General features: G+C 71.6%; 16 protein-coding genes. 7 read left to right on the top strand and 9 right to left on the bottom strand.

Going from position 1 to position 22,328, the window contains the following annotated elements:
* The 3 genes from WME83_RS04055 to WME83_RS04045 form a co-directional block, all read right to left on the bottom strand.
* Positions 1 to 810: an aminoglycoside phosphotransferase family protein gene (locus WME83_RS04055; protein WP_437317933.1), complete on the bottom strand. Its 810-nt coding sequence runs from the start codon at positions 808 to 810 to the stop codon at positions 1 to 3.
* Positions 811 to 857: 47 nt separating this feature from the next.
* Positions 858 to 2,000: a D-alanine--D-alanine ligase family protein gene (locus WME83_RS04050; RefSeq protein WP_437317932.1), complete on the bottom strand. Its 1,143-nt coding sequence runs from the start codon at positions 1,998 to 2,000 to the stop codon at positions 858 to 860.
* Between the two features lie 72 nt (positions 2,001 to 2,072).
* Complete coding sequence (locus WME83_RS04045; RefSeq protein WP_437317931.1) at positions 2,073 to 2,405, bottom strand: hypothetical protein; 333 nt, start codon at positions 2,403 to 2,405, stop codon at positions 2,073 to 2,075.
* A 282-nt stretch (positions 2,406 to 2,687) separates the two neighbouring features.
* Here WME83_RS04045 and WME83_RS04040 point away from each other — a divergent pair, with 282 nt between their 5' ends.
* Together WME83_RS04040 and WME83_RS04035 are read left to right on the top strand one after the other, a co-directional pair.
* Positions 2,688 to 2,951, top strand: coding sequence for a hypothetical protein (locus WME83_RS04040; protein ID WP_437317930.1), 264 nt, complete (start codon positions 2,688 to 2,690; stop codon positions 2,949 to 2,951).
* A 227-nt stretch (positions 2,952 to 3,178) separates the two neighbouring features.
* Entirely contained in the window at positions 3,179 to 3,685 is a 507-nt protein-coding gene (locus WME83_RS04035) for a hypothetical protein (RefSeq protein WP_437317929.1), read from the top strand.
* A gap of 147 nt (positions 3,686 to 3,832) precedes the next feature.
* Here WME83_RS04035 and WME83_RS04030 read toward each other — a convergent pair whose 3' ends face one another.
* From WME83_RS04030 to WME83_RS04015, 4 genes are all read right to left on the bottom strand, one after another.
* On the bottom strand, positions 3,833 to 4,414 hold the full coding sequence (locus WME83_RS04030) for a hypothetical protein (protein ID WP_437317928.1): 582 nt from the start codon (positions 4,412 to 4,414) through the stop codon (positions 3,833 to 3,835).
* A 35-nt stretch (positions 4,415 to 4,449) separates the two neighbouring features.
* Positions 4,450 to 5,991, bottom strand: coding sequence for a hypothetical protein (locus WME83_RS04025; protein ID WP_437317927.1), 1,542 nt, complete (start codon positions 5,989 to 5,991; stop codon positions 4,450 to 4,452).
* Positions 5,988 to 7,268 carry a peptidoglycan-binding protein gene (locus WME83_RS04020; RefSeq protein ID WP_437317926.1) on the bottom strand — a complete coding sequence of 427 codons (1,281 nt, stop codon included), beginning with the start codon at positions 7,266 to 7,268 and terminating at the stop codon, positions 5,988 to 5,990. The genes WME83_RS04025 and WME83_RS04020 overlap by 4 nt, the downstream gene beginning before the upstream one ends.
* Positions 7,269 to 7,470: 202 nt before the next feature.
* The gene (locus tag WME83_RS04015) at positions 7,471 to 8,520 is read right to left on the bottom strand and encodes a hypothetical protein (protein ID WP_437317925.1); all 1,050 of its coding nucleotides are present in this window, start codon (positions 8,518 to 8,520) and stop codon (positions 7,471 to 7,473) included.
* A 207-nt stretch (positions 8,521 to 8,727) separates the two neighbouring features.
* Here WME83_RS04015 and WME83_RS04010 point away from each other — a divergent pair, with 207 nt between their 5' ends.
* The 5 genes from WME83_RS04010 (at position 8,728) to WME83_RS03990 (ending at position 14,034) form a co-directional block, all read left to right on the top strand.
* A complete protein-coding gene (locus tag WME83_RS04010) occupies positions 8,728 to 9,273 on the top strand; it encodes an RNA polymerase sigma factor (protein WP_437317924.1) in 546 nt (181 codons plus the stop codon).
* Positions 9,273 to 10,046: a tetratricopeptide repeat protein gene (locus WME83_RS04005; RefSeq protein ID WP_437317923.1), complete on the top strand. Its 774-nt coding sequence runs from the start codon at positions 9,273 to 9,275 to the stop codon at positions 10,044 to 10,046. Before WME83_RS04010 ends, WME83_RS04005 begins: the two co-directional genes overlap by 1 nt.
* Positions 10,043 to 10,750, top strand: a complete 708-nt coding sequence (locus WME83_RS04000) for a hypothetical protein (RefSeq protein ID WP_437317922.1) — start codon at positions 10,043 to 10,045, stop codon at positions 10,748 to 10,750. The genes WME83_RS04005 and WME83_RS04000 overlap by 4 nt, the downstream gene beginning before the upstream one ends.
* A gap of 162 nt (positions 10,751 to 10,912) precedes the next feature.
* Positions 10,913 to 12,646 (top strand): DUF1592 domain-containing protein, encoded by a 1,734-nt coding sequence (locus tag WME83_RS03995; protein ID WP_437317921.1) that lies wholly within the window; start codon positions 10,913 to 10,915, stop codon positions 12,644 to 12,646.
* Positions 12,643 to 14,034, top strand: a complete 1,392-nt coding sequence (locus WME83_RS03990) for a DUF1552 domain-containing protein (RefSeq protein WP_437317920.1) — start codon at positions 12,643 to 12,645, stop codon at positions 14,032 to 14,034. Before WME83_RS03995 ends, WME83_RS03990 begins: the two co-directional genes overlap by 4 nt.
* Positions 14,035 to 14,646: 612 nt before the next feature.
* On the opposite strand, the gene WME83_RS03985 is transcribed toward WME83_RS03990, so the two are convergent.
* Positions 14,647 to 19,224: an AAA family ATPase gene (locus tag WME83_RS03985; RefSeq protein WP_437317919.1), complete on the bottom strand. Its 4,578-nt coding sequence runs from the start codon at positions 19,222 to 19,224 to the stop codon at positions 14,647 to 14,649.
* A gap of 196 nt (positions 19,225 to 19,420) precedes the next feature.
* The gene (locus WME83_RS03980) at positions 19,421 to 22,228 is read right to left on the bottom strand and encodes a YncE family protein (protein WP_437317918.1); all 2,808 of its coding nucleotides are present in this window, start codon (positions 22,226 to 22,228) and stop codon (positions 19,421 to 19,423) included.
* Positions 22,229 to 22,328: the final 100 nt, after the last annotated feature.

Genomic DNA, 22,328 nt, shown 5'->3' with positions numbered 1-22,328 from the left:
CTAGCGGTCCAGCTCCGCGGCGGAGAGCTCCGCCACGCGCAGGTCGATGTCGGGCGAGTCGCCGTCCCCCAGGAACCAGGCCGCGGACAGGCCGGTCCACGCGAGGATCCAGCGCAGCAGGCGCGTCCGTTCGAGGCCGGCCGCGAGGGCCACGATCTCCAGCCGCCGGGCGAACCGGCCGGGCTCCGTCGCGACCGGCCGGGTGGGATCGGCCAGATCCGGGTTGGTGAAGATGTTGGCGAAGTCGAAGCTTCGCTCGCCCGCGAGGTGCTTGGGGTCGATCGCCAGAAAGCCGCGGTCGCCGAAGTCGAGCACGTTGTCGTGGTGCAGATCGCCGTGCAGCACGACGACCTCGCGGGGCTCCGCGAGCAGGGCGCGGGCGGCTTCCAGGCAGCGCACCAGGATGCCGCCGTGGGCCGCGGCGGCGGGCTCGAGCGCCCGGAACCAGCGCGTGAGCGGGACCAGCTCCGGGAGGGGCCGGGCCCTCGGCGCGTGCAGCCGAGCCGCCACGGCGCACAGGATCCGGCATGCCTCGTCGTCCTCTCCGTTGCGAGACATCTCGGCCAGCGACCTCGGCCCCTCGGCGCGCTCCAGCAGGATGGCCTCGCCTTCGCGGGCCAGCACGCGGGCGGCGCCGTCGCCGCCCCACCACTCCATCACGAGGCCCCCGCGGCGCTCTTCCTCGTGCACGGCCAGCTTGAGCATGGCGGGCTCGCCCGCGCGCCGGACCGGCAGCAAGCGTGCGTTCCGGGTGACGATGGGCTCGCCGTCGGGGATGAGGCCCCAGCGGCTCAGGTACGTGTCGAACATCCGCCTCCGTGTGCGCGCGACGCGCGGGGACTTCCGACCTGCGAGGCTTAGGCGCTCGTCCTCAGGCGGGCCTTCCGGGCGCCGCGCTCGAGCGCGAGGGCGATGAGGCGCTCGATCAGCGCGCGCGGCGGGATGCCGCTCGCCTCCCAGAGCTTCGGGTACATCGAGATCGCGGTGAAGCCGGGGATGGTGTTGATCTCGTTCACGTAGAGCGAGCGGTCCGGGGCGAGGAAGAGGTCGACGCGGGCCATGCCCGACGCCTCCAGCGCGCGGAACGTGCGGAGCGCCAGCAGCTGGACGGCGTTCGCCTCGGCCGGGGAGAGGTCGGCCGGGATGCGGATCGTGGCGCCGTCGGCGTCGATGTACTTCGCGGCGTAGGAGTAGAAGCCGTCGGCGTGGCCGACGACGATCTCGCCGGGCACCGAGGCGATGGGGTCGTCGTCGCCGAGCACGGAGCACTCGATCTCGCGCACGCCCTCGATGCCCCGCTCGCAGACGATCTTCAGGTCGAACTCGAAGGCGTGCTCGACGGCCGCCTCCAGCTCGGCGCGCGCCGTGACGCGCCGGACCCCGACCGACGACCCGAGGTTCGCCGGCTTGACGAAGATCGGTCCGAAGCCGCCGCCCCCGGCGGCGGACAGGCCGGCGATCTGCTCGAGGCACGCGCCGCGATCGCGCTCCCACGCGGCGCGGCGGAGCGCGACGTGAGGCACGATCGGGATCTCGGCGTCGCGGAGCAGGCGCTTCATCACGTCCTTGTCCATCCCCACGGCGGAGCCGAGCACGCCGGAGCCGACGTACGGGACGCCGGCGAGCTCGAGGAGGCCCTGGACGCACCCGTCCTCGCCCGTGGGCCCGTGCAGGACGGGGAAGACCACGTCGATCGGCGAGCGCCCGCCGCCCGGCACGGTCAGCGTCGCCTCGCCGGCGGGCCCCGGGTGGGCGGCGAGCGCGATCTCGGGCATCGCCTCGTTCAGCCGGGCGAGGCGGGGGTCGCGCGCGGCGCCGAGGAGCAGCGCCTCGTCCTGGAGCAGCCAGCGGCCGGACCTGTCGATGCCGATGAGCACCGGCTCGAAGCGATCGCGGTCGAGCGCCTCGACGACGAAGCGCGCGGACAGGAGGGAGATCTCGTGCTCGGCCGAGCGGCCGCCGAACAGGACGGCGACGCGCACCTTGGCGGGGTTCCGCATGGCGGCACCCTAGCCGCGATCGGGCGCGGGGGTGAAGAAGGCGGGGTCGGGGCGGCCGGGAGGCGCGCCGCGCTACTCGGAGAGGACGCGGAACGACGCGCGGACCGTCGCCATCGCCACGCGCGCGATGTGGCCGTCGGCGAGCTCGACGTCGACCGCGGTGAGCTGCCCCTGGCGCTCGATCAGCCTGGCCACGCTCACCCTGGAGCCGCGGGCGACCTCGGCGCGCGCGACCTTGACGTCCGCGAGCGCCTCCAGCTGAACGCCGACGGCGATGCCGCTCGCCACCTTGGCCGGCGCCTCCTCGGCCGCGCCCGCCGCTCCGCCGGGGACGACCACGGCGAGCGCCGCGACGGTCGCGACGATGAGGCTGCCCGCCGTGCTCCTTCGACCGCGGATGAGCATCGGGGGTGATTCTACGCGGAAGGTGGGCGATGTCACCTGCGATGTCGCCAAATCCGGCGCTCCGTCCAGGGGGCGCCTCGCGACGACATCGAGCGCGGCTGTCGGCACGGGGCCACAGCGGCGCATCGCCCCCCCGGAGCGCGACCCCCGAGCGGACGGCTGAGCAAGGAGATCCGCGGCGGCGGCATGGCCGCGTGGGCGTGCTCCGCGACGCGACATCGAGCTCTGCCAAAAGGGTCCCAATCCGTGGACGTCGCTCGTGTCCGAGTACAGCGAGGAGTCATGATGAAGCCGCGATCGCTCTTTTTGGTGACAGCCGCGCTGTCGTTTCTCTGCGTCTCGATCCCCGAGGCCGCCGCGCAGGACAAGACCCCTACGAAGCAAGAGAATTACAGCTACACATTCACGGACGACCTTCTCGATGCCTCGAACAGCGCCGCGACCGGCGCCATGCTCCAGGTCCGGCAGCCCGGGCGCCGCGACAGGCTGCTCCGGCCGAGGCTCCACTTCATCCCGGAGATGCTCAAGTCGGTCGAGTCGATGTAACTCGATGTAACTCAATGTGACGACGTGACGACGTGACGATGTGACGATGTGACGATGTCCGGCGGGCGGAGCTCGTCGGGCCCGGCCCCGGGCGCGCCTGGGATTGACGAGTCCGTCGCGATGTGGTGCCATGACGGTTCTGCTCAGCTCGAGCCGATCGTCCGATGAGTCACCGCTTTCGTATCGACTCCTTCCCTGAGGTCGTGTGGATTGCACGAGGCTCCGACGTGCCGGCGCACGCAGGCGCCCAGCGGCTCTCGGCGCTGGAGGCGACGTGGTGGCTCGACGTGCGCGCCGCCGACCCGATCTACGGCCGGCTGGCGCTCGCCGACATCTGTGATGCGCTCGGCCACACGCCCTCCTCGGGACCGTGGCTCGATCCGAGCGGGCTCCGGGCGCGGGTGCGGGAGGCGCTCCTCGACGGCCGTCTGGTCGCGTACCGCACGAAGCGCGCCTCCCCCGGCGCGCCCGTCCCGTCGCCGGAGCTCCCCGAGCCCAGCGGGCCCGAGCCGCCTGCCCGGGAAGAGAAGACCTGGATCGCGATTCAGCTCATGGACGACGGGGAGCCGCCGCAGCCCGTGCCTTTCAAGAAATACCGCCTGGAGCTGCCCGGCCAGCTGCCCCGCGAGGGCTTGCTCGATCAAAACGGTCGGATCTTGGTCGAGGGGATCGACCCCGGGACGTGCAAGATCTCGTTCCCCGAGCTCGACGCCGACGACTGGCGGCCCGCTTAGGCGCAGAGACGACATGAGCGGCCACGACGCTCGCGGCGCGGTCGGCGACCAGGCGTGGCGCGAGGAGCCGGGCGCGGAGCGCGCGCGGTCCTCAACGAGGTCCAGCCGCAGGCGGGAGCCTCCGGACGGGCTCCCCGAGCCTCCGGCTCACGGCAGACACCCCTGAGCGCACGCCTCCTCCTCGAGCTTCCGCGCCGCCTCGATGACCCGCTTCGCCTTCGGGATCTTGTCCCACTTCCTGTCGGGCAGCTCGACGGTGCACGTCACGTCGGGGAAGCCCGCCGTGAGCACGATGTAGCCCGGCGCGCTCTCCCGCTCCTTCGGCACGAGCCCGCAGAACCCGACGTCGAGCAGGAGCTTGTGAAAGGCCGCCAGGCTCTCGGGCTTTACCTGCCCATGCCCCACCACATCCGGCTCGAACCCCGTGCTGAGCCGGCGCGTGGCCGCCCCCGAGGCCGTGATCGAGAACAGCTTACGGAGCCCCGAGGTGTGGACCTCCACGACCGGCGGCGCAGGCGGCGCCTCGCTCGCCGGCGCGGCGGCACGCGCGGGCGCCCCGGGCGCGGACGCGGATGCGGGCGCGCCGGACGCGGAGGCGGGCGCGCCGGGCGCGGACGCGGAGGCGGGCGCGCCGGGCGCGGACGCCGACGCCGCCGTGGGGGCCGGCGCGCTCGACGCGTACGGAGGCGTAGCTGGCCCTCCAGAGGAGCAGGCGGCCACAAGCGTCAAGACCGAGCATAGACCGCGACGCGTCGTCATTCTCCCTAGACTCCGTTATAGGCGAGGCCGCGGGCCTTCACGTCGTACTGCTGATCGGCAAGGCCGTCGCCCGTCGCGTGGACTCGCGGCCACAGATAGGAGTGATCCGGCGCAAGGCCGCTCGCGCCAAGACCGTTCTTGTCTCTCGCCGTGAAGATGACCTCGACGGTGGTCGCCGGGGCGGCGAGGTCGGCGACGAGCACCCTGGGGTTCTTGGTGCTCACGGAGGCGCCGAGCGCGGAGTGGCTGCTGAAGATGGTCTTGAGATCGAACTGCTTGAAGGTGTCACGTATGTGGATCCACTGCACCTTCACCTGGCTGATCTTCCCGCCGGCCAGGTGGGTGATCTCCACGCGGTACTCGCTCTCGTCGAGCAGCCAGGCACGCATGCGGTCGAGCACGTCGGGCGTGATCTCGAACGTGGAACCGCCCTTCGCGGCGCTGAGCTTGTGGAAGACCCGGACGCGGTAGGGAGGCGGCGGGTCGACGATCTTGACCTGCTTCGCAGCCCTCGACGCCGAACCCAGATAACTCGACAGGTCCTTTCCGCCAAGGGCCTTGCGCGCCGCCCACCCGTCGAGGGTGTCACCCATGGCGTCCTCGTGGACCAGCGCCGCCCAGTTCTGTCCGGTGTTGGCGGCCTTCCACGCCTCGTAGAACGTCTTCTTGCTCTTCAGGTGCGTGAAGAACGAGGTCGCGATCGGGATCGACGAGACCGCCGCGGGCGAGGCCTCCTCGTACCCGAGGATGCCGCGCACCTGGGGCGCGCTGCGGGCCATGACGCGCGCCCACATCGCCCAGGTCGTGTTGTTGAGCGTCGAGCACTGGGCGAGGACGATCCACTCCGGTCCGCTGAACGCCCGGCCCGCCACGTCGAACCTGCCGACCACGAAATAGGCGTTGAAGGGGAGGTAGACCTTGCGCGGGTCGTCGACGATGCCGGCCGTGGGGAGCGGGAGCGCCGCTCGGTGCTCGGGGTTCAGGTCGCCCCGGGCGAAGCCGCCGAGCCAGCCGTGAGAGCTCATGTACAGCAGGCTGGCGCGGAAGAGGGTGCCCTTGGCGCCGGCCGACGCGCCGCTGACGATCTGCTTCTTGGCGCCGTCGACCTCGACCACGGGATCGAGCATGAACTCGCTGAGGAACTTCGCGGAGAGCTCGGCGCCGGCGTGGCGCCCGACGAGCTTCTCCCAGTTCGTGCCCTTGAACTCCGGGAAATCCACGGCCGCGCCGCCGCGGAAGTTCTGCCACATGCCGTCCTGACCGAACCCGTTGAGCCCGCCCGGGCAGATGCAGGCGATGCCCTTCGGATCCTTCGCGGCGAGGGCGCCGGCGCGCTTCAGCTTGTAGATGGGCAGGAAATCGTGCTTGGGATCGACGAGGCGCCCGGGCTCGGCCGGGTCTTGGTCGAGCAGGTCGAGCAGGTTGCGCCAGCCCGTGGCGCCCCCCTTGGCGTCGAGGAGCTTGCCGAACGCCTCGCTGTCGACGGCCGAGGTGCCGTCGGCCATGGCGTAATAGAAGAAGCTGGGGGCCGCCTTGACGACGCTCATGCCGTCTCCTCCCGCAGGCTCTCTTGCAGGGAGTCATCGCCTCCCTCGACGATCCGCCGGATCGCGTCGCGCGTCGGCCCGTCGAGCTCCCCCGAGCGCTCGAGGCCCTTCGCCGCCTGGAAGCGCAGGATCGCGCCGCGATCGCTGTCATCGTCGTGGGTGAAGCCGAAGTTGCGCAGGTGGCAGAGCATGGCCTCGTCCGAGCTCGGGTCGGCGTCGGTGACGAGGACGCGCAGCGTGATCTCGTGATCGCTCCCCTCGGGCGTGTAGGTGACGACGATCGCCTGGCGGCCCTTGGGCACGGCGTTCTTGATCCAGCCCTTCGCGTCCGCCTTGCCGTGAACCCGCGCCTGAGAGGGCAGGGTGAGGCGATATTCGACGTCGCCGGACGGGCGGTAGAGCTCGTCGTGGATCTGGAGCTCGAACGGCTGGAGCTCGACGCCGGGGCCGCAGGGGCAGCGCTCGGCGATGCCGCGGTAGACCTGGCAGCGGAAATGAGGGGTCTTGTCGTCCGGGGGCGGGGGCGCGTCCTTGCCGCGGAGATTGCCCTTGCACGGCCCCACATCGCCCAGGCGGCACGGGAGGCCGCTCGGCCTGGTCGAGGGGCTGAAGAGGATGACGACCACGCGGCGGCTGGCGTCGTCGGCGACGCCCTGGGTGAAGGGGTTGTACTCGCCGCAGCCCATGAACTTGGAGCCGCCGACGTCGAGGACCTGCGCCGCGTCGATGGGCTCCGGGATCGAGCGCTGGAAATACGCCTTGAAGAGGGCTTTGCGGGTGTCAGGGCCGGCGTCGCCGTCGGGGCCGAGGCCGGAGCGCTCCTGAAAGCGCTCGATCGCGGCCCTTGTCTTGGGGCCGAGCACGCCGTCCTCGGCGAGGCGAGGGCTCCTGTCCTCGGGAGGCTGAACGGCGTTGAGCATCACCTGGATCGCGCTCGGGCCCCAGTGCTCGGCCCGATAACGCTCTTCCCATGGCTCCGGGTCATGGGTGAGCGCCGCGTGGGCCAGGCGGGCGCGCTGCTCGGAGAGCCCCTTGTTGTACGCCTCGTCGCCGACCGTGTCCGTGTGGCCGAAGATCGCCGCCTGTTTGCTGGGCTTGGCCTTGACCGTCGCGGCGATCGAGCCGAGAGAGTCCATCCCGCCGGGGCGAATGAACGTGCGATCGAAATCGAAGTGAGGGCCCGAGAGCTCACTGCACTCGATCTTCGGGCTGAAGATGAAGCGGTGGGCCTTCCCGGTCGAGATCGCCACGCCTTTCGCCTCGTCGCCCTCGGCCATGTCCCGCGCTCACCACCTCCGAAGCCGGCACTACATCGCGAGCGTACCGCGGCTGTCAAGGCGCGCGCTCGGCGCAGCGCGGGCGCCCGCGCTTCGCCGGCCCGGATCGCCTGTTGTTCCGCCTCGGGCTGTTGTTCCGCCTCGGGGAGGATGCGGCGCGGGAGCCGTGGGCGAGGACGGAGGGCCTGCCGGAGGCGCGGAGCTAAAGCACCCAGACCCCGACGCCCCGGAGCGACACCAGCGCGCCGACCGGCGGGGAGCTGTACGCGACGCCCACGCCATCCACCGAGAAGTCGTTGCGCCGAATCGGCAGCAGCGCGGCGGCGCCGACGTCGAAGCCGAGCGGACCCGAGAGGCGCGAGAGCGACAGCTCGAGCGGCACCGCCAGCCACGCCTTCTCCGCGACGTCGTTCCGCGTGTAGCCGCTCGCCGCCACCTGGAGCCGGCCGGCGTGAATGCCGGAGCAGACATCGAAGCGCAGCGCCTCCGAGCCGGCGGCCGCGAAGCAGGCGCGCGCGGCGCCGCCGAGCAGCGTTTCGCGGAGCTCGCCCGGTCCGTGCCTCAGCGTCTGCGGGACGAGCCAGAGCGCGCCCATCGTCGCTCGCCACCGCGCGCCGCCGATGCCGACCTCCGCGGAGAGCGCGGGCGCGAAGGGGCGCACCACGCCGAACAGGCCGGCGGCGCCGGCCGCGAGCGTGAGCCGCGTCGCGCCGCGCTCCGGGCTCGGCGCCTCGACTCCCCGCTCGCCGCCGTCGGCTGGCGTGGGCGCGGGCGGCGCCACGGCCGATACGGCGGGCGAAGGCGCCCGCGCTCCAGCGGCTGGCGCCGGCGCCCCGGCGGCAGTCGCCGGCGCTCCAGGGGCCGGCGCCGGCGCTCCGGGCCCGGGCTCGCCGCCCGCGTCGGCCTCGGACGCTTGCGAGGGCGGCTCCCGCGCGTCGGAGTCGAGCAGCAGCGCGAGCGTCACCGCCGTCGCCTGCTCCAGCGCCGCGCAGCTGCCGCCGCGATCGCGCAGCTCGCGCGCGCCGCTCCCGCTCCGGATGGACGCGCGGAAGCCGTCGTCGCCGCGGGTGAAGCTGACGGCGTAGGCCCCGCTCGCCCCCGTCTCCGGTCGACCCCGGAGCTGCTCGACGCGCGCGATGAGGTGCGCCGCGTCCGGACAGCTCTCGGCGCCGGCACCGCGCGTCACGCTCAGAAACGGCTCCGCGCGCGCCCTGGCGGTCCCCGCGGCGGCCAGCATCGCACAAAAACCCACGCAAAGAGCGCGAATCCTCCGCATCGGGACGACGCGAGCGTAGCCGCAGCGCGGAACACGCGCGATTTTTTGTGATCGGGTCGGGCCCGTCTCCCCACAAGGGGGCCGAGTGGTATCGTTTCCGTTCGACTCTCCGTACAATTCCGCGCCCGAGCTCGCGGGCTCGGCGCATTGCGCTCGCTGAGCAGGTCGCCGGACGTCACGGGCATGAGCACACCGGACCCCAGCTTTCGAGCCCTCTATGACGCGCACTTCAACTTCGTCTGGTGCTCGCTCAGGCGCCTCGGCGTGCGCGAGGCGGACGTGCTCGATCTGGCGCAAAAGGTGTTCTTGACCGCGCACCTCAAGCTCCCCGAGTTCGAGGGCCGCTCGCTCGTCACGACCTGGCTCTTCGCCATCTGCCAGCGGGTGGCGAGCGACTACCGGCGCTCCGCGCGGTTCCGGCGCGAGGTCACGACGGACGCCGCGGAGATGGACCTCTACGGCGGCGCGTCCGAGGAGCTCGCGCAGAGCGCGGAGTCGCGGCAGCGCGCGCAGGAGGCGGAGGCCATCTTGAACAAGCTGCCAGAGCCGCAGCGCCTCGTGTTCGTCCTGTTCGAGCTCGAGGAGATGTCCGGCCAGGACATCGCAGATCTGCTGGGAATCTCGGTCGGCACCGTACGCTCGCGCCTGCGCCTGGCGCGCGAAGCGTTCTCGCGCGAGGTCAAGCGCCTCGCCCTCGCACAGGGCACGGGCCGAAAGGAGGCGGTGTGATGGGGGATCCGGAACGGTTGCTGAGCGCCAAGGGCGGCGCGGACCCGCTCGAGCGGGAGCTCCTGGGGAGCGTGCGCCACGTGGGCCCGCCCGAGGGCGCGAAGGAGCGCGCGTGGCGCGGCATCGCGGGCGAGCTCGCGGCGGCGGCGGCCGTGGGCGTCACGGCGGGCTCCGGCGCGGCGGCCGCCAAGAAGGCGGTCGCCGGCTCGCTCCTGTCGTCGGCGCTGTCGATCAAGGCAGCGGCGCTGCTCGTGGGCGGCGGCCTGGCGCTCGGCGGAGGGTACTGGGCGCTCTCGTCGTCGACCGAGCCGCCGCCGAGCCGCTCGGCGGGCCCGGTGCAGGCGCCGGCGGTTGCGCCGCAGGCGCCGGCGGCGGCGCCGCAGGAGCCGCGGACGCCGGTCGCAACGGCGGCCGAGCCGGCGCCGCGCCCCGAGCCGCGGCCGGAGGCTCCGATTGCGGGGGAGCCGGGCCGGAGGCCGAGCGGACCGAAGCCGACCGAGACCGATCTGCTGCGCGCGGAGAGCGCGCTGCTCACGGAAGCGCGCGCCAAGCTGCGCTCCGGAGACGCGGCGGGGGCCGCGGCGACCCTCGAGCGCCTGCGCGCGCAGTTCCCGAACGGCGTCCTCCGGCAGGAGCGCGAGGTGCTCGCCATCGAGGTGCTGGCCTCGCGCGGCAATGTGCAGGAAGCGAAGCGGCGCGCTCAGGCCTTCGTCAAGCAGTATCCCGGGAGCCCCCACAGCGCGAAGCTGAAGCGGCTCCTGGATCAACCGTGAAGCGCTGGTCGGCCGCTCGCATTGCGGCGCTCGGCTGCCTCGCGGCCTCCGGGTGCGACGCGGAGATCACCTCGGTCGGCGCGTGGGCGCCGGTCGTCTCCGGATCTTCGTACGTCGAGGCGGAGCTCGGAGAGCTGACCGGCGGCTTCACCGTCGGCGAGGACAGCCGCGCTTCCGGGGGCCGTTTCCTCTCGCCCCCCGACGGGATGAGCTCGGGCGAGGCGCCGGGGCCCGCGCGCGCTCGCTACCGCTTCGAGGCGCCGAGCGCGGCAGAATACGTGATCTGGGGGCGGATCCACGCGCCGGACGCGATCGCCAACCGCTTCTGGTTCCAGGTGGACGGCGGAGCGTGGACCCTCTGGCGCATCAGCGTCGGCGAGATCTGGTTCTGGGACGACCTCCACGACGACACCCGCTACGGCGAGCCGCTCCGCTTCTCCCTCGCGGCCGGGGCTCACGAGCTCGTCCTCGCGAACGCCGCCGACGGCGTCCGGCTGGATCGGCTGTACTTCACGCCGGACGGCGATGAGCCGCCGGGCAACGACACGCCGTGCGATCCCCCGCATTCGATCGAGGTCGCCGGCGAATGCCTCCCGAGCTGCGGCGCCTTGCAGGGCACCGAATGCGGAGAGGCCCAGTGCGCCGGGCGCGAATTGCTCGACGCCTACGACTGCGGGGTGTGCTGCCGCATCGAAGGACCGTGAGCCGAGCCGCTCCCCGGGATCGGGTCGGAGCTCGTCGACCGAAGACACACCTCTTCGCACCCCATCGAGGCGCCTCCACGCCTCGATGACGAAAAAGGTGATCGCTCCCTCGCTGGACTCCCACCCACCCGGAGTCGCCAGCAGCCCCGAGCGGAGCCCTGAATGACTACGTTATTCATCGATAAATCCACGATCCACGGAAGCGTGGGCGTGCTCGCCCTGGCGCTCGCGCTGTCGGCGTGCCTCGGCAATCTGGGCGGTGTCGACGGCGCGCCGCCCGGGGAAGGCACGAGCGGCACGAGCGGCAGCTCGAGCGGCGGCGGCCCGGGGACGGTGACCCCCGGTGAGACGCTCGCGTGCGACGCGAGCGTCGTCGATCCGGGGCCGTCGCCGATGCGCCTGCTCTCGCGGGAGCAGTACCTGAATACGGTGCGCGACCTCGTCGGCGACGTGCCCGGCCTGGAGGCGGCGCTCGGCCCCGCGATCGAGGCGTCGGCGTTCGGCCTCGTGCAGCCCGACGTGACGCAGGTCGAGCTCGAGCATTTCCAGGCCGCGGCGGACGTCATCGCCGCGGCGATCGCCTCGGACCCGGCGCGGCTCGGCACCATCGCGCCTTGCGGGGCCGGCGCCGAGCCGCGCGCGTGCGCGCGCCAGATGGTCGTGAGCTTCGGCGCCCGCGCCTACCGCGCGCCGATCACGGACGCGGCGGACATCGAGCGACACCTCGGGCTCTTCGGCGTCGGCGCGGAGACGAGCTACGAGCACGGGATCGAGATGCTCCTCCGCGGGATGCTGCAATCGCCGCGCTTCCTCTACCGCGTCGAGATCGGCACCGCGGAGAAGGTGAGCGAGCGCGCCGTGAAGCTCTCTCCGCACGAGGTGGCGGCTCGCCTCTCCTACACGCTGTGGGGCACCCTGCCGGACGCCCGGCTGAACGAGGCCATCGAGGACGGCAGCCTGACCACCCGGGAGGGCGTCGCGGCGCAGGTCGGCTGGATGCTCGAGGACGAGCGCGGCAAAGAGCTCCTCCACCGCTTCCTCGGCAGCTGGACGCACCTGAACGGCCTTGTCGGCGTGGTGAAGGACGAGAGCGCCTTCCCCGAGTGGCAATCGCGGTCGTTCCGCGAGTCGCTGCGCGGGCAGGCCGACGCCTTCTTCGACCACGTGCTCCACGACCAGGGCGGCGCGCTGCGCGCGCTCTTCACCTCGACGACGGTCTTCTACAACAAGGACCTGGGCGGGTATTACGGCGTCACCGGCGGCGACGCCTTCCAGGCGCTCGAGCGCGCGGACGGCACCGCGTCCGGCATCCTGACGCTCCCGGCGCTGCTCGCGGTCCAGGCGAAGCCCGCCGAGAGCTCGCCGATCTACCGCGGGAGGTTCGTGCGCGAGGCCCTGCTCTGCCAGCAGCTGCCGGCCCCGCCGGCCAACATCCCCAAGCCGCCCGAGGTCGACGCGAGCAGCTCGACCCGCGATCGGCTGGCGCAGCACGAGGTGGACCCGAGCTGCTCCGGCTGCCACCAGCTGCTCGACCCGATCGGCTTCGGCTTCGAGCATTACGACGCGCTCGGCCGCTACCGCGAGCTCGACGGCGGCAAGCCGGTCGACGCGAGCGGCAAGGTCGTCGCCACCCGCGACATGAACGGCGATTTCGTGGGCGTGGCGGAGCTCGGCGAGAGGCTCGCCGGCAGCACCGAGGTCGAAGAGTGCGTGGCGCGCCAGTGGTTCCGCTTCGCGATCGCCCGCTTCGAGCAAGGCATGGATGGGTGCTCGATGGAGCAATTGCTCGAGACCTTCAGGGCCGCCGGTCAGGACCTGAACGCGCTGCCCCGCGCCGTCGTGGAGACGGACGCTTTCCTCTACCGCCGCCCGATCGATACGCAGGAGATGCCATGAACCGCAAAGGCCCGATCGACCTCCGGACCCAGATCAGCCGCCGCAAGCTGCTCGGCGGGCTGGGCGCCCTGACCGTCGCGCTGACGAGCCCCATCTGGCGGAGCGCCACCGTGTTCGGACAGGACGCGAACCAGCCGGTCGCGAAGCGCTTCATCGGCATCTTCTCGGCGAACGGCACGGTGCCGTCGGCGTTCTTCCCGCCGGGGGACGCGCACGAAGCGCCGCTGTCGCTCGGCCCGATCCTCCAGCCCCTCGAGGCGCACAAGCAGAAGATGCTGGTGCTCAAGGGCGTGCACATGAACTCGACGGTCGAGGACGAGCTCGGGGTGCCGAGCGCGAACAAGCCCGGCGGCCCGCACATGAAGGGCCCCGGCGCGATGCTGACGGGCGGCTCGCTGCTCGCCGGCAGCTTCACCGGCGCGGGCGGGCCTGCGGGCTGGGCGGATCGGATCTCGGTGGATCAGTACATCGCCAATCGGATCGGCGGCAACAGCCAGTTTCCGTCGCTCGAGTTCGGCGTGCGCATCGAGGGGCAGGAGCCGCTCCGCGTCATCTCGTACCGCGGCGCGAACCAGCCGAACATCGCGGTCGACGACCCGTTCCAGATGTACGCGCGCATCTTCGCCAACGCGGACCTGTCCGACACGGAGCTCCAGCGGCTGATCGCCGAGCGCCAGAGCGTGCTGGACTTCTTGAAGGACGATATCGGCCGGCTGCAGGCGCGCGTCAGCTCGGAGGACAAGGCGCGGCTCGAGGCGCACCTCGGCGGCATTCGCAACATCGAGCAGCGGCTGCAGAGCTCGGGGGTCTCGTGCACGCCGCTCGAGATGCCGGAGAAGTTCGACACGCGCGCGATGGAGAACTACCCGAAGGTCGGCCGGCTGCAGATGGATCTCATGCTGCTCGCGCACATCTGCGGGATGACCCGCGTGTCCACGTTCATGTGGGCCAACGCCGATAGCTGGCAATACTATCCCTGGATCGGCGTGAACGAGGAGCACCACGAGCTGTCCCACGCCGGCGACGACGACGCGGTCGCGAACGAGAAGCTCGTGAAGATCAACCGGTGGCACAGCGAGCAGGTGAACTACGTGCTGGACCAGCTGGCGCTCGCCAAGGAGGTGGACGGCAGCTCGATGCTCGATAGCACGCTATTGTTGTGGGGGAACGAGCTCGGCGTCGGCAATACGCATACGTACAGGGACATCCCGTGGGTGCTCGCGGGCGGCGCGGGCGGGTACTTCAAGATGGGGCGTTACATCAAGTATGCGGACTTGCCGCACAACAACCTGCTCGTGTCGGTGTGCAATGCGATGGGGCTGGAGGACGTGACGACGTTCGGGATCCCCGGCGTGTGCACCGGGGCGCTGCCGGGGCTGGTGGCGTGAGCTGGGGTGGCGGCGGGGCGTGAGGGAGGTGGGGCGCGGCGCTCGTGAGCGGCGTCCCCGTGCAGGCGGGGTGTGAGGATCAGGGTTTGACGGCAATCGAGGCCGCCCGGGGAGGTTCCGGATCGATCCGGACCCCCTCGCGAGGGGGCGCTTGCACGTCGCCACCTCCCCGGCCGGCCCTCCGAGGCCGTCCGTTGAGGTGCCGGATCGACTTGGACCCCCTCGCGAGGGGGTGCCGGCACGTCGCGACCTCCCCGGGCGGCCCTCCGAGGCCCTCCGTTTCGGTTCCGAACCGATCCGCCCCCCTGGCGAGGGGGTGTCGGCACGTCGCCACCTCTCCAAGGGGCCCTCCGAGGCCCTCCGTTTCGGTTCCGGATCGACCCGGACCCCTCGCGAGGCCCTCCGTTTCGGTTCCGGATCGACCCGGACCCCCTCGCGAGGCCCTCCGTTTCGGTTCCGGATCGACCCGGACCCCCTCGCGAGGCCCTCCGTTTCGGTTCCGGATCGACCCGGACCCCCTCGCGAGCCGCGAGCTCGTCGCGGAGCACGGCCACAAGGCGCGCCTCGGCGCCTCCAGCCAGCGAGAGGCAGAGGCCAGCCGCCCGGGCCGCCTCAGCGCCTCGACGCCCGCATGCAGACCTGGAGCGCCTGCCGGAGGTTCCCGAGCGTCTTGATGCGCGTGAGATCCACGCCGGCCGAGACGATGGTCTGCGCCACCTCGGCCCGGAGCCCGACCACCATGCCCCGAGCCCCCAGCAGCTCGACCGCGCGGATCACCGAGATCACATGGTGCGCCGTGACCGTATCGACGACCTCGACGCCGGTGAGATCCAAAATCGCGAACCTGCAGTGCTTGCGCGTGATCGTCGTCAGCAGCACATCCATGATCTGCGCCGCGCGCTGCCCGTCGATGGCCCCGAAGATCGGCATCGTCACGACGCCGTCCCACACCTCGATGATCGGCGTCGACAGCGCCCGTATCGCGTCCTCCTGGCGCACGACGATCTCGAGCTGCGCGCGCAGCTCGTCCTCCACCCGCTTCCGCTCGCCGTTCTCGCGGGCGAGCCCCTCGTAAAGAAGGGCGTTCTCCACGGAGATGGCCGCCTGCTTCGCCACGAGATCCAGCAGCGCGAGCCGGTCCGCCTTGAACGCGCCGCTCGTGAGATCGTTCTCCAGATAAAGGATGCCTGTCAGCGCCTTCTGCCTCGTGATCGGCACGCAGCACGCCGACTTCGTCCGGCGGCGCGCGACATACTCGTCGGTCGCGAAATGGCCGCCCTCGGACGCGTCGTCCAGGATCACGTGCTCTCCCGTCCGCTTCACGTAGCTGACGATGGACATCGGCACGCAGCCCGCGGGCAGCGAGCCCCCCTCCGCGAGGCGCTGGATCTCCACCGGCTGCTCGGCGCAGGCGCTCGCGAGCAGCGTGAACTGGCCATCCTGGACGAGGAGCAGGCGGCATCGCTCCGCCGCCGCGTGCTCGATGACGACGCGGAGCAGGTTCGAGAGGAGCTTGTCGAGGACGATCTCGCTGGAGATGGCCTGGAGCGCCCTCACGACGGCGAGCGTGTCCAGCTGCCGGCTGCGGTCGCCCGCGGCGCGCTGGGGCGCGCCGATCGCCGCCTGACGGAGCTCCGGGTACCGCTCATCGAGCCTGTCGACGAGGAGCGCCGCGCCCCAGCGGGCGTAACACGCCCGCGCCACGCCGAGGTAGCCGAGCCCCGCGGTCGTGGCCCCGCGCGCCATGTAAAAGCGCGCGGCGATCTCCGCGCAGAGGCCCTCGTCCTGCACGAAGCCGCCCTCCCGGGCCGCGCCGATGGCGCGCTCGTAAAGCCCCATCGCGTCGAGCGCGCGGTCCTCGATCCTGGCGATCTCGGCCTGGATCAGCGCATGTTTGTGCGCGAAGTTCTCGGGGCAATTCTCCGCGAAGCCGCGGAGGCGCGCCTCGTGCATCGCGAGGGCCTCGCGCCTCCTCCGGGGGTCCTCGGGATCGGCGGGGCTCGCCGCGAGGGTGAGGGCGGCATAGCAGTGATAATCCGGCACCAGGATCTGGAGCACGCTCGCCCAGTACATCTCCTGCGCCGCCGCCGCGGCCCGGGCAGCCTCGTCGAGCTCGCCGACGAGGAAGCGCGCCTGGAGCCGCGCCACGTGATACCAGAGCGCCGCGAGCGGCGAGCTCCCATCGGCGAGCCGCTCCACGAACTCCGCCTCGTCGAAGCCGTCGCCGCTGAACGTCAGCGGACCGCTCGTCTGGCCCATCATGTTCTTGATGAAGCGCTGGAGGACGACGAGGCAGCGCTCGGCCATGGCGAAGCTCGCCGCCCGCACGGTCTCCATCCGCGCCTCGCTCGCGCGATAGAGCTCCTCCAGCGGCTCCCCCCGCGCGAGGCCGTGCGACACCGTGCCGAGGGCGAGGAAGGCCGAGAAGATGAGGTTTCCGGACTCGATGGCCGCGCCAAGGCCCCTCCGGATGACCTCGAGGCTCACCGGCAACGGGCGCACCCAGGGCGAGATCATGACCCCGTGGAGGTCCGCCGCGACGCCCAGGAAATAGATCGATCCGCGCTGCTCGGCGAAATCGTAGGCGAGCTCGCTGAAGCGAACCGCGTTCTTGTAATCGCCGAACCGCTGCACGAGCGACATCCCGAAGCCGCCGTACGCGAGCGCCGACGCGTCCGCATTGCCGCGCGTCATGCTGAGGTGCACCATCCAGCTGGCCGTCAGGTGCGCGACGTTCTCGTCCATGAACCACGTCGCGACGTAGGTCACGGCCAGCGTGCTCATCACCGCCTGGCTCTCCGGGTCGGCCATCGGCGGCAGCTCGATCAGCGACGCGACGGGGCGATCCCCGAGCGCGCGCCACACCTTGTCGAACGCGGCCTGGACGTCGGCGTCGCTCGGGCGCTCGGGCACGCCCACGCCGAGGGCGCTCAGGCACTCGAGGATGCAAGGCATCGTGTCGGGGCTGAACCGGCTCGTGCAGATCTCGATCTTCACCCGGTAGACGGGCGCCCTGTGCAGGAGCGTCCTCGCGTGCGAGAGGAGGAGGGCGCAGAGCCGCTCCGCCTCGTCGAGGTCGCCGTTCTGCTGCGCGCACTCGGCGCGCTCGAGGTGCAGGGCGAACGCGAGCTCGTGCTGCGTCTCCCAGCAATCCTCCGCGAGCATCGCGATGCCGGCGGCGAGGTAGTCCGCGGCCGGCCGGTAGGCCGCGGAGGACTTGGCCCTTCGCCCCGCGTCGAGGTTCAGCGCGGCGACCCGCGCCCGCTCGCCCCGCTCGCGGATCAGGGCCGCGCCCAGGTTCATCTGGGTGGCGACGGCGAAGACGCTCTGTTCCGGCGCCTCCGCCGAGAGAAGGAGCCGCCCGATGCGGAGGTGCTCCGCCGCGCGCTTCTCCTCGGGGATCAGCGCGTAGGCCGCCTGCCTCACCCGATCGTGCACGAACGCGCACGTGCGCTGTCCGAGCGTCACGAGCTCCTCCCGGGCCGCCTCCCGGAGGTGCTCTCGGAGCGCCTCCTCCGGCGCCCCGGCGAGCAGCGCCAGCGTGGCGACCTCGAGCTCGTCGCCAATGCACGCGCCGAGCCGCAGCGCTGCCCTCGCCTCGCTCGACAGGCGCTCGAGCGCGCTCGCCGACAGGTCCGAGGCGCCGCCGAGCTGCCCCTTCGCGTCGATCTCGGCGAGATCCCACCGCCATGCGCCCTCGCCGCCGTCGAAGCGCACGAGCCCGCGCTTGTGCAGCGCGGTGAGCGCCTGCGCCGAGAGGAACGGGTTGCCGCCCGACGCGAGGTGCACGCGCTCGGCGAGGGGCGCGGCGGCCTCCGGATCGCAGGAGAGCGTGGCCGCCACCAGCGCGCGCACGTCGGCGGCGGCGAGCGGCCCCAGGGGGACGCGGCGCACCGGCGCGCCCGCGGCGGTCAGCTCCTCCACGATGGCCGTCAGGGGGTGCGAGCGGCCGACCTCGCCATCGCGGTAGGCGCCGAGGATGAGCAGGGGGCGCGACGGCGCCGGATCGAGCAGGCGCCGCAGCAGCCGCAGGCTGGCGGCGTCCGCCCACTGCAGGTCGTCCAGGAACAGGACGAACGGGTGATCGGGGGCGGCGAAGACGCCGACGAACTGCTGGAACGTCCTGACGAAGCGGTGCTCCGCCTCGCTCATCGGCAGCCGCTCCACGGGCGGCTGTGGCCCGAGGATGAGCTCGACCCGGGGGATGACGTCGATGATGAGCTGACCGTACCGGCCGAGCGCCTCGAGCAAGCGCGCCCTCCACGCGTCGAGGCGAGCCTCGCTCTCGGTCAGGAGCCCGCGGACGAGCTCTCCGAACGCCTGCGTGAACGTGGAATACGGGATACCGCGCTTGTACTGATCGAACTTGCCCGAGGCGAACGACCCGCGGGCCCTCACGACGTGGTGGAGCAGCTCGCGCACGAGCGATGATTTGCCGATCCCCGAGGGGCCGGTGACCAGCGCGAGCGCCGGCGTTCCCGTCGAGACGACCTGCTCGAACGCGCCGGTCAGCGCGGAGATCTCGCGGTCGCGCCCGAGGAGGGTCCTCGGGATCTGGAACCGATCCGGCGTGTCGCGAGCGCCGAGCGCGAACGGCGCGACGTCGCCCGCCTCGCGCAGGGCGGCGGCGCACCGCTCGAGATCGTGCGCGAGCCCGCGCGCCGTCCTGTAACGCTCGTCGGGCATCTTGGCGAGGAGCTTCAAGACGATCTCGGACACGAGAGGCGGTGTCGCCGGCGCCACCTCCGTGAGCGGGCGTGGCCGCCGGGCGACGTGACAATGGGTCCACTCGAGCAGGTCGCTGGCCTGAAACGGCGGCGCGCCCGAGATCATCTCGTAGAAGATGGCCCCCAGCGAATACAGGTCGGCGCGGTGATCGATCGGCCGGTTGATCCGCCCCGTGATCTCGGGCGATATGTACGGAAACAGCTCCGGCTGGGCGAGCACGTACGCCACGAGCTGCTCTCGGTCGAGAGCGCCGGCCGGAGGGGCGACGATGCGGAGCGGGTCACCGCCCTCCCCGACGAGCAGGCTGCGAGGCGACAGCCGTCCATGGATCGAGCCGTCCTTGTGCAGCTCCGCGAGCGACAGGGCCAGGCGCACCGCCGCGGCGAGGAAACGCGGCATGTCCATCGGCGCGGCCAGCAAGGTGCCGGCAGGGGGGGCGTGCGAGTCCAGGAACGGCTGCATGGCGAGACTCTCCTGATGAGTCTGCCCTCTTTATCGCAGGACGGCCGCCGGTGGCCACGCTTACGTCATGGCCGTGGTCGATCCCCGCCGCGTCGAGGCGTGCGCAGCGATTCAGGAAACGGGCCAGAGCCGCAGGCGGCGCGGGTGACGGGCCGCTAGGCGGCGATGGGCGACGATGTGCGCGTCCGCGCGCGGATCAGGGCGTGTCCGAGGGATCGGCGGGATCGCTGCCGGCGTCTTCTTCGTCGCCGTCGAGGAAGCCGTCGAGGTCGCGGTCGATCCCCGCGCGCTCTCCGGAGCCTGGCGGCATGCAGGTATACGTCAGCTCCCGGCCGGTCACGACGGCCAGATACCGGAGCAGCGGTTCGCTGAGCGGCGGGGCGGCGCTGCGGTTGGCGGAGAAGTAGCCGCCGCCCAAATAATGATAGCCGAGCGATCGGCCGAGCAGGGTTGTCCTCGCGACGAGATCGCACTCGCCGGCGTCGGCGCGCGAACGCAGCAGGTGGATGCGGGGCGCCGCGACGTGCGCGTTGTGGCGGGTCAGCGTGATCTGCTGGCCCACGATGGGCGCCATGTTGGTCGGGAACGCGAGGATGAGCGACTCGAGCCCGCGGCGGAGCGCGTCGCCCTCCGGCGTGACCGGGATACCCGTCGGGTTCTCGGCGAACGGCGTCACGAACTGATCCGAGAAATCCGAGACCCGGAGGAACCTGAAGATCGTATCGAACGTCCCGTCGTGGATGTAGCCGAAGCCCCGCACCTGGTCTCCCATGAACGGGAAATCGTCGAAGGTGTTCGAGAGCGGGAGCTCCGCGCCGAACATCCCCACCTTCTGGTAAGCGTTGCGCAGGTGCGGGATCTTGAGCACCATCGGCTGGAACTCGAAGGTCGTGAACGCCGTCGTGCCGAAGAAGCCGGGGGCGTCGGACTCCGGGTTCGCGGCGGGGTTCACGGCGTGGCAGTCGCCGCACCGCTCGGTGATGTCGACGACGACGTTGTTGAAGAAGTCCTCGGCTTGCTGCTGGGCGGGGGTCAGCGAGTTGTCGAGGTTCCGGACGGGGTTCGGCGGGTAGGTCACCTTGAGGATGAAATCGGTGAAGGCCTCCATGTCGGCCTCCGGGATGAGCTCGTGCCGCCCGAGCAGGTCCATGAAGGAGGGCCGGAACTTCTTGAAGGCCGCGCGCTCGTCGAACGTGCCCGTGTCGGGCTGCGCCGAGGGCGCGTCGGGGGTGCCGCCCGTCCGATCGCCGCGCCAGTGCATGGGCCCGTGGTTGGCCATGCCGCGCAGGCTCTGCGTCGTCATGGGGCCCTTCATGGGGTGGAAGTCGGTCGGCATCGGCTCGCCGGTGAAGAAATTCGTGATGTTCCCGAACGGACCCGGGTTCGGCTCCACGGGGGCGTCCGGGTTGCCGAGGTCCCACGCCAGGCTGTCGAAATCGCCGAAGATATGGCAGCTCGCGCACGACGAGTCGCCGTGGCTCGAGGAGAACGCCGCGTCGTAGAGGAAACGCCGGCCGTTCACGATGGCGGGGGGCTCGGGGGTGAACATCGTGACGTGCGCCACCTCCTTGCGCTTCTTGGTGTTGATGATCGAGATGCCGTTGTCGAACCGCGTCATCACGTAGAGCTGGCGCCGCGCGTGGTCGAGCACGAGCCCCGTCGGGCCGCCGCCGCTCACCGGGATGTGGCTGCTCGGGTCGGGGACGAACGTGTCGTCCTCCAGCGCTTCCGTGCTGAAGACGCCGACCTTGCTCGAGCCCAGCGCCGCCACATAGAGCGTCTCGCCGTCGGGCGAGACGGCCATGCCCGTGGGCTGGGCGAGGCTCTTCTTGCTCTCCGCGTTGGGCACCGGCGCGCAGCAGCTCGCGTAGTCGATGTGCTTGTTCAGGTGCCGCGGCGCGACCGAGCCGCCCCCGAGGACGGTGATCCGGCTCTCGTGGAGGTGCCCGCGCAGGCTGCTGCCGGCGAAGATGCCGGGCCCCTCGAAGCGCTGCAGGTTGAGCGCCTCGGTGTTCGAGACGTAGACGTTCCCGTTGACGGGGTTCACCGCCATGTTGAACAGGATGGTGCCGACGCCGGTGAAGAAGCCGGCGGGGCCGCTGACCTGCTTGGGCGGGCTCGCCATCGCGTCGATCGCGAACACGTCCTTGTCGGGCAGCGAGAGCTTGATGACGTCGTCCCAGTCGCGCCCGGCCTCGTCCTTCCAGTGCGCGCCGTCGTGCTGGACGATGACGGAGACCTCCGGCGCCTGGAAGCCTTGCGCGTTGGTCGACGGGCCGAGCGTCCCGCCGGGCCCGAAACCGTCGGGGATGACCTGCTCGTTGACGACGGTCGTCCGGTTGCCCGAATGGAAGCCCGCCGCGTAGACGCGCTTGCCGTCCGGCGTCGCGACGAGCGCCCTGGGGGTGTCGGTGAACAGGGTGACGATGGTGAGCGGGTCGCCGCCGAGCGACGCGCCGAGGTGGTTCGCGTCGAAGACCCACACGTCGGCGCGGCCGACGCCGGGCGTCGTGAACTGCGGGTCGAAGGGGACGTTCTGGCCGCGATGCGCCGTGGTGATGAAGGCGCGGCGCCGTCCCGGCCCGGCAAAGACGATATCGCGCGGCTCGTCGCCGACGAGCAGCGTGCGCACCACGCGCCCGCCGGTGCCCCCGGGGTCGAGCTCGACGACGCTCACGCTGTCGGACAGGTGATTGACGACCCACACCTCGTCATTGGTCCGCGCGGCGACCGCCACCGGCTCGACGCCCACCGGGATCGACGCGCGATGGGAGAGGCCGCCCTGGTGGGCCCGGAAGACCTCGAGGCGGCCGTCGGGCGTGTTGAGCGCGAGGAGCAAGTTGCCGTCGGGCGACATGGCCAGGGGGCGGACCTGGCCGCTCTCGAAGAGGGTGTACGACGGCGCGCCGCGCGCGAGATCGCTCGTCGCGAGCGTGCCCAATGAAGCGGCCGCAGCGACGGCGAGGCGCGCATGGAAGCGCGCGAGCTTGACATTCGATTGCATGATTCCTCCCTCCCGTTCGTGGGATCCGGGGTGATGACGGGCGAGGATTTGAGGCTAACAGCATTTTCGAATCAATGGCTATCCCTGATCACGACCGACG

Origin of the sequence: Sorangium sp. So ce385, from assembly GCF_051474135.1 — a bacterium.
Lineage (GTDB): Bacteria > Myxococcota_A > Polyangia > Polyangiales > Polyangiaceae > Sorangium > Sorangium cellulosum_D.
Note: the sequence above shows the minus strand (reverse complement) of the source record. Positions and strands in the feature narration are given on the sequence as shown.

Bases quoted from the DNA above. Each gene is read 5' to 3' on its own strand.
- WME83_RS04055 (WP_437317933.1), bottom strand. From the start codon at position 810: ATGTTCGACACGTACCTGAGCCGCTGGGGCCTCATCCCCGACGGCGAG.
- WME83_RS04050 (WP_437317932.1), bottom strand. From the start codon at position 2,000: ATGCGGAACCCCGCCAAGGTGCGCGTCGCCGTCCTGTTCGGCGGCCGC.
- WME83_RS04045 (WP_437317931.1), bottom strand. From the start codon at position 2,405: ATGCTCATCCGCGGTCGAAGGAGCACGGCGGGCAGCCTCATCGTCGCG.
- WME83_RS04040 (WP_437317930.1), top strand. From the start codon at position 2,688: ATGATGAAGCCGCGATCGCTCTTTTTGGTGACAGCCGCGCTGTCGTTT.
- WME83_RS04025 (WP_437317927.1), bottom strand. From the start codon at position 5,991: ATGAGCGTCGTCAAGGCGGCCCCCAGCTTCTTCTATTACGCCATGGCC.
- WME83_RS04020 (WP_437317926.1), bottom strand. From the start codon at position 7,268: ATGGCCGAGGGCGACGAGGCGAAAGGCGTGGCGATCTCGACCGGGAAG.
- WME83_RS04010 (WP_437317924.1), top strand. From the start codon at position 8,728: ATGAGCACACCGGACCCCAGCTTTCGAGCCCTCTATGACGCGCACTTC.
- WME83_RS04005 (WP_437317923.1), top strand. From the start codon at position 9,273: ATGGGGGATCCGGAACGGTTGCTGAGCGCCAAGGGCGGCGCGGACCCG.
- WME83_RS03995 (WP_437317921.1), top strand. From the start codon at position 10,913: ATGACTACGTTATTCATCGATAAATCCACGATCCACGGAAGCGTGGGC.
- WME83_RS03990 (WP_437317920.1), top strand. From the start codon at position 12,643: ATGAACCGCAAAGGCCCGATCGACCTCCGGACCCAGATCAGCCGCCGC.
- WME83_RS03985 (WP_437317919.1), bottom strand. From the start codon at position 19,224: ATGCAGCCGTTCCTGGACTCGCACGCCCCCCCTGCCGGCACCTTGCTG.
- WME83_RS03980 (WP_437317918.1), bottom strand. From the start codon at position 22,228: ATGCAATCGAATGTCAAGCTCGCGCGCTTCCATGCGCGCCTCGCCGTC.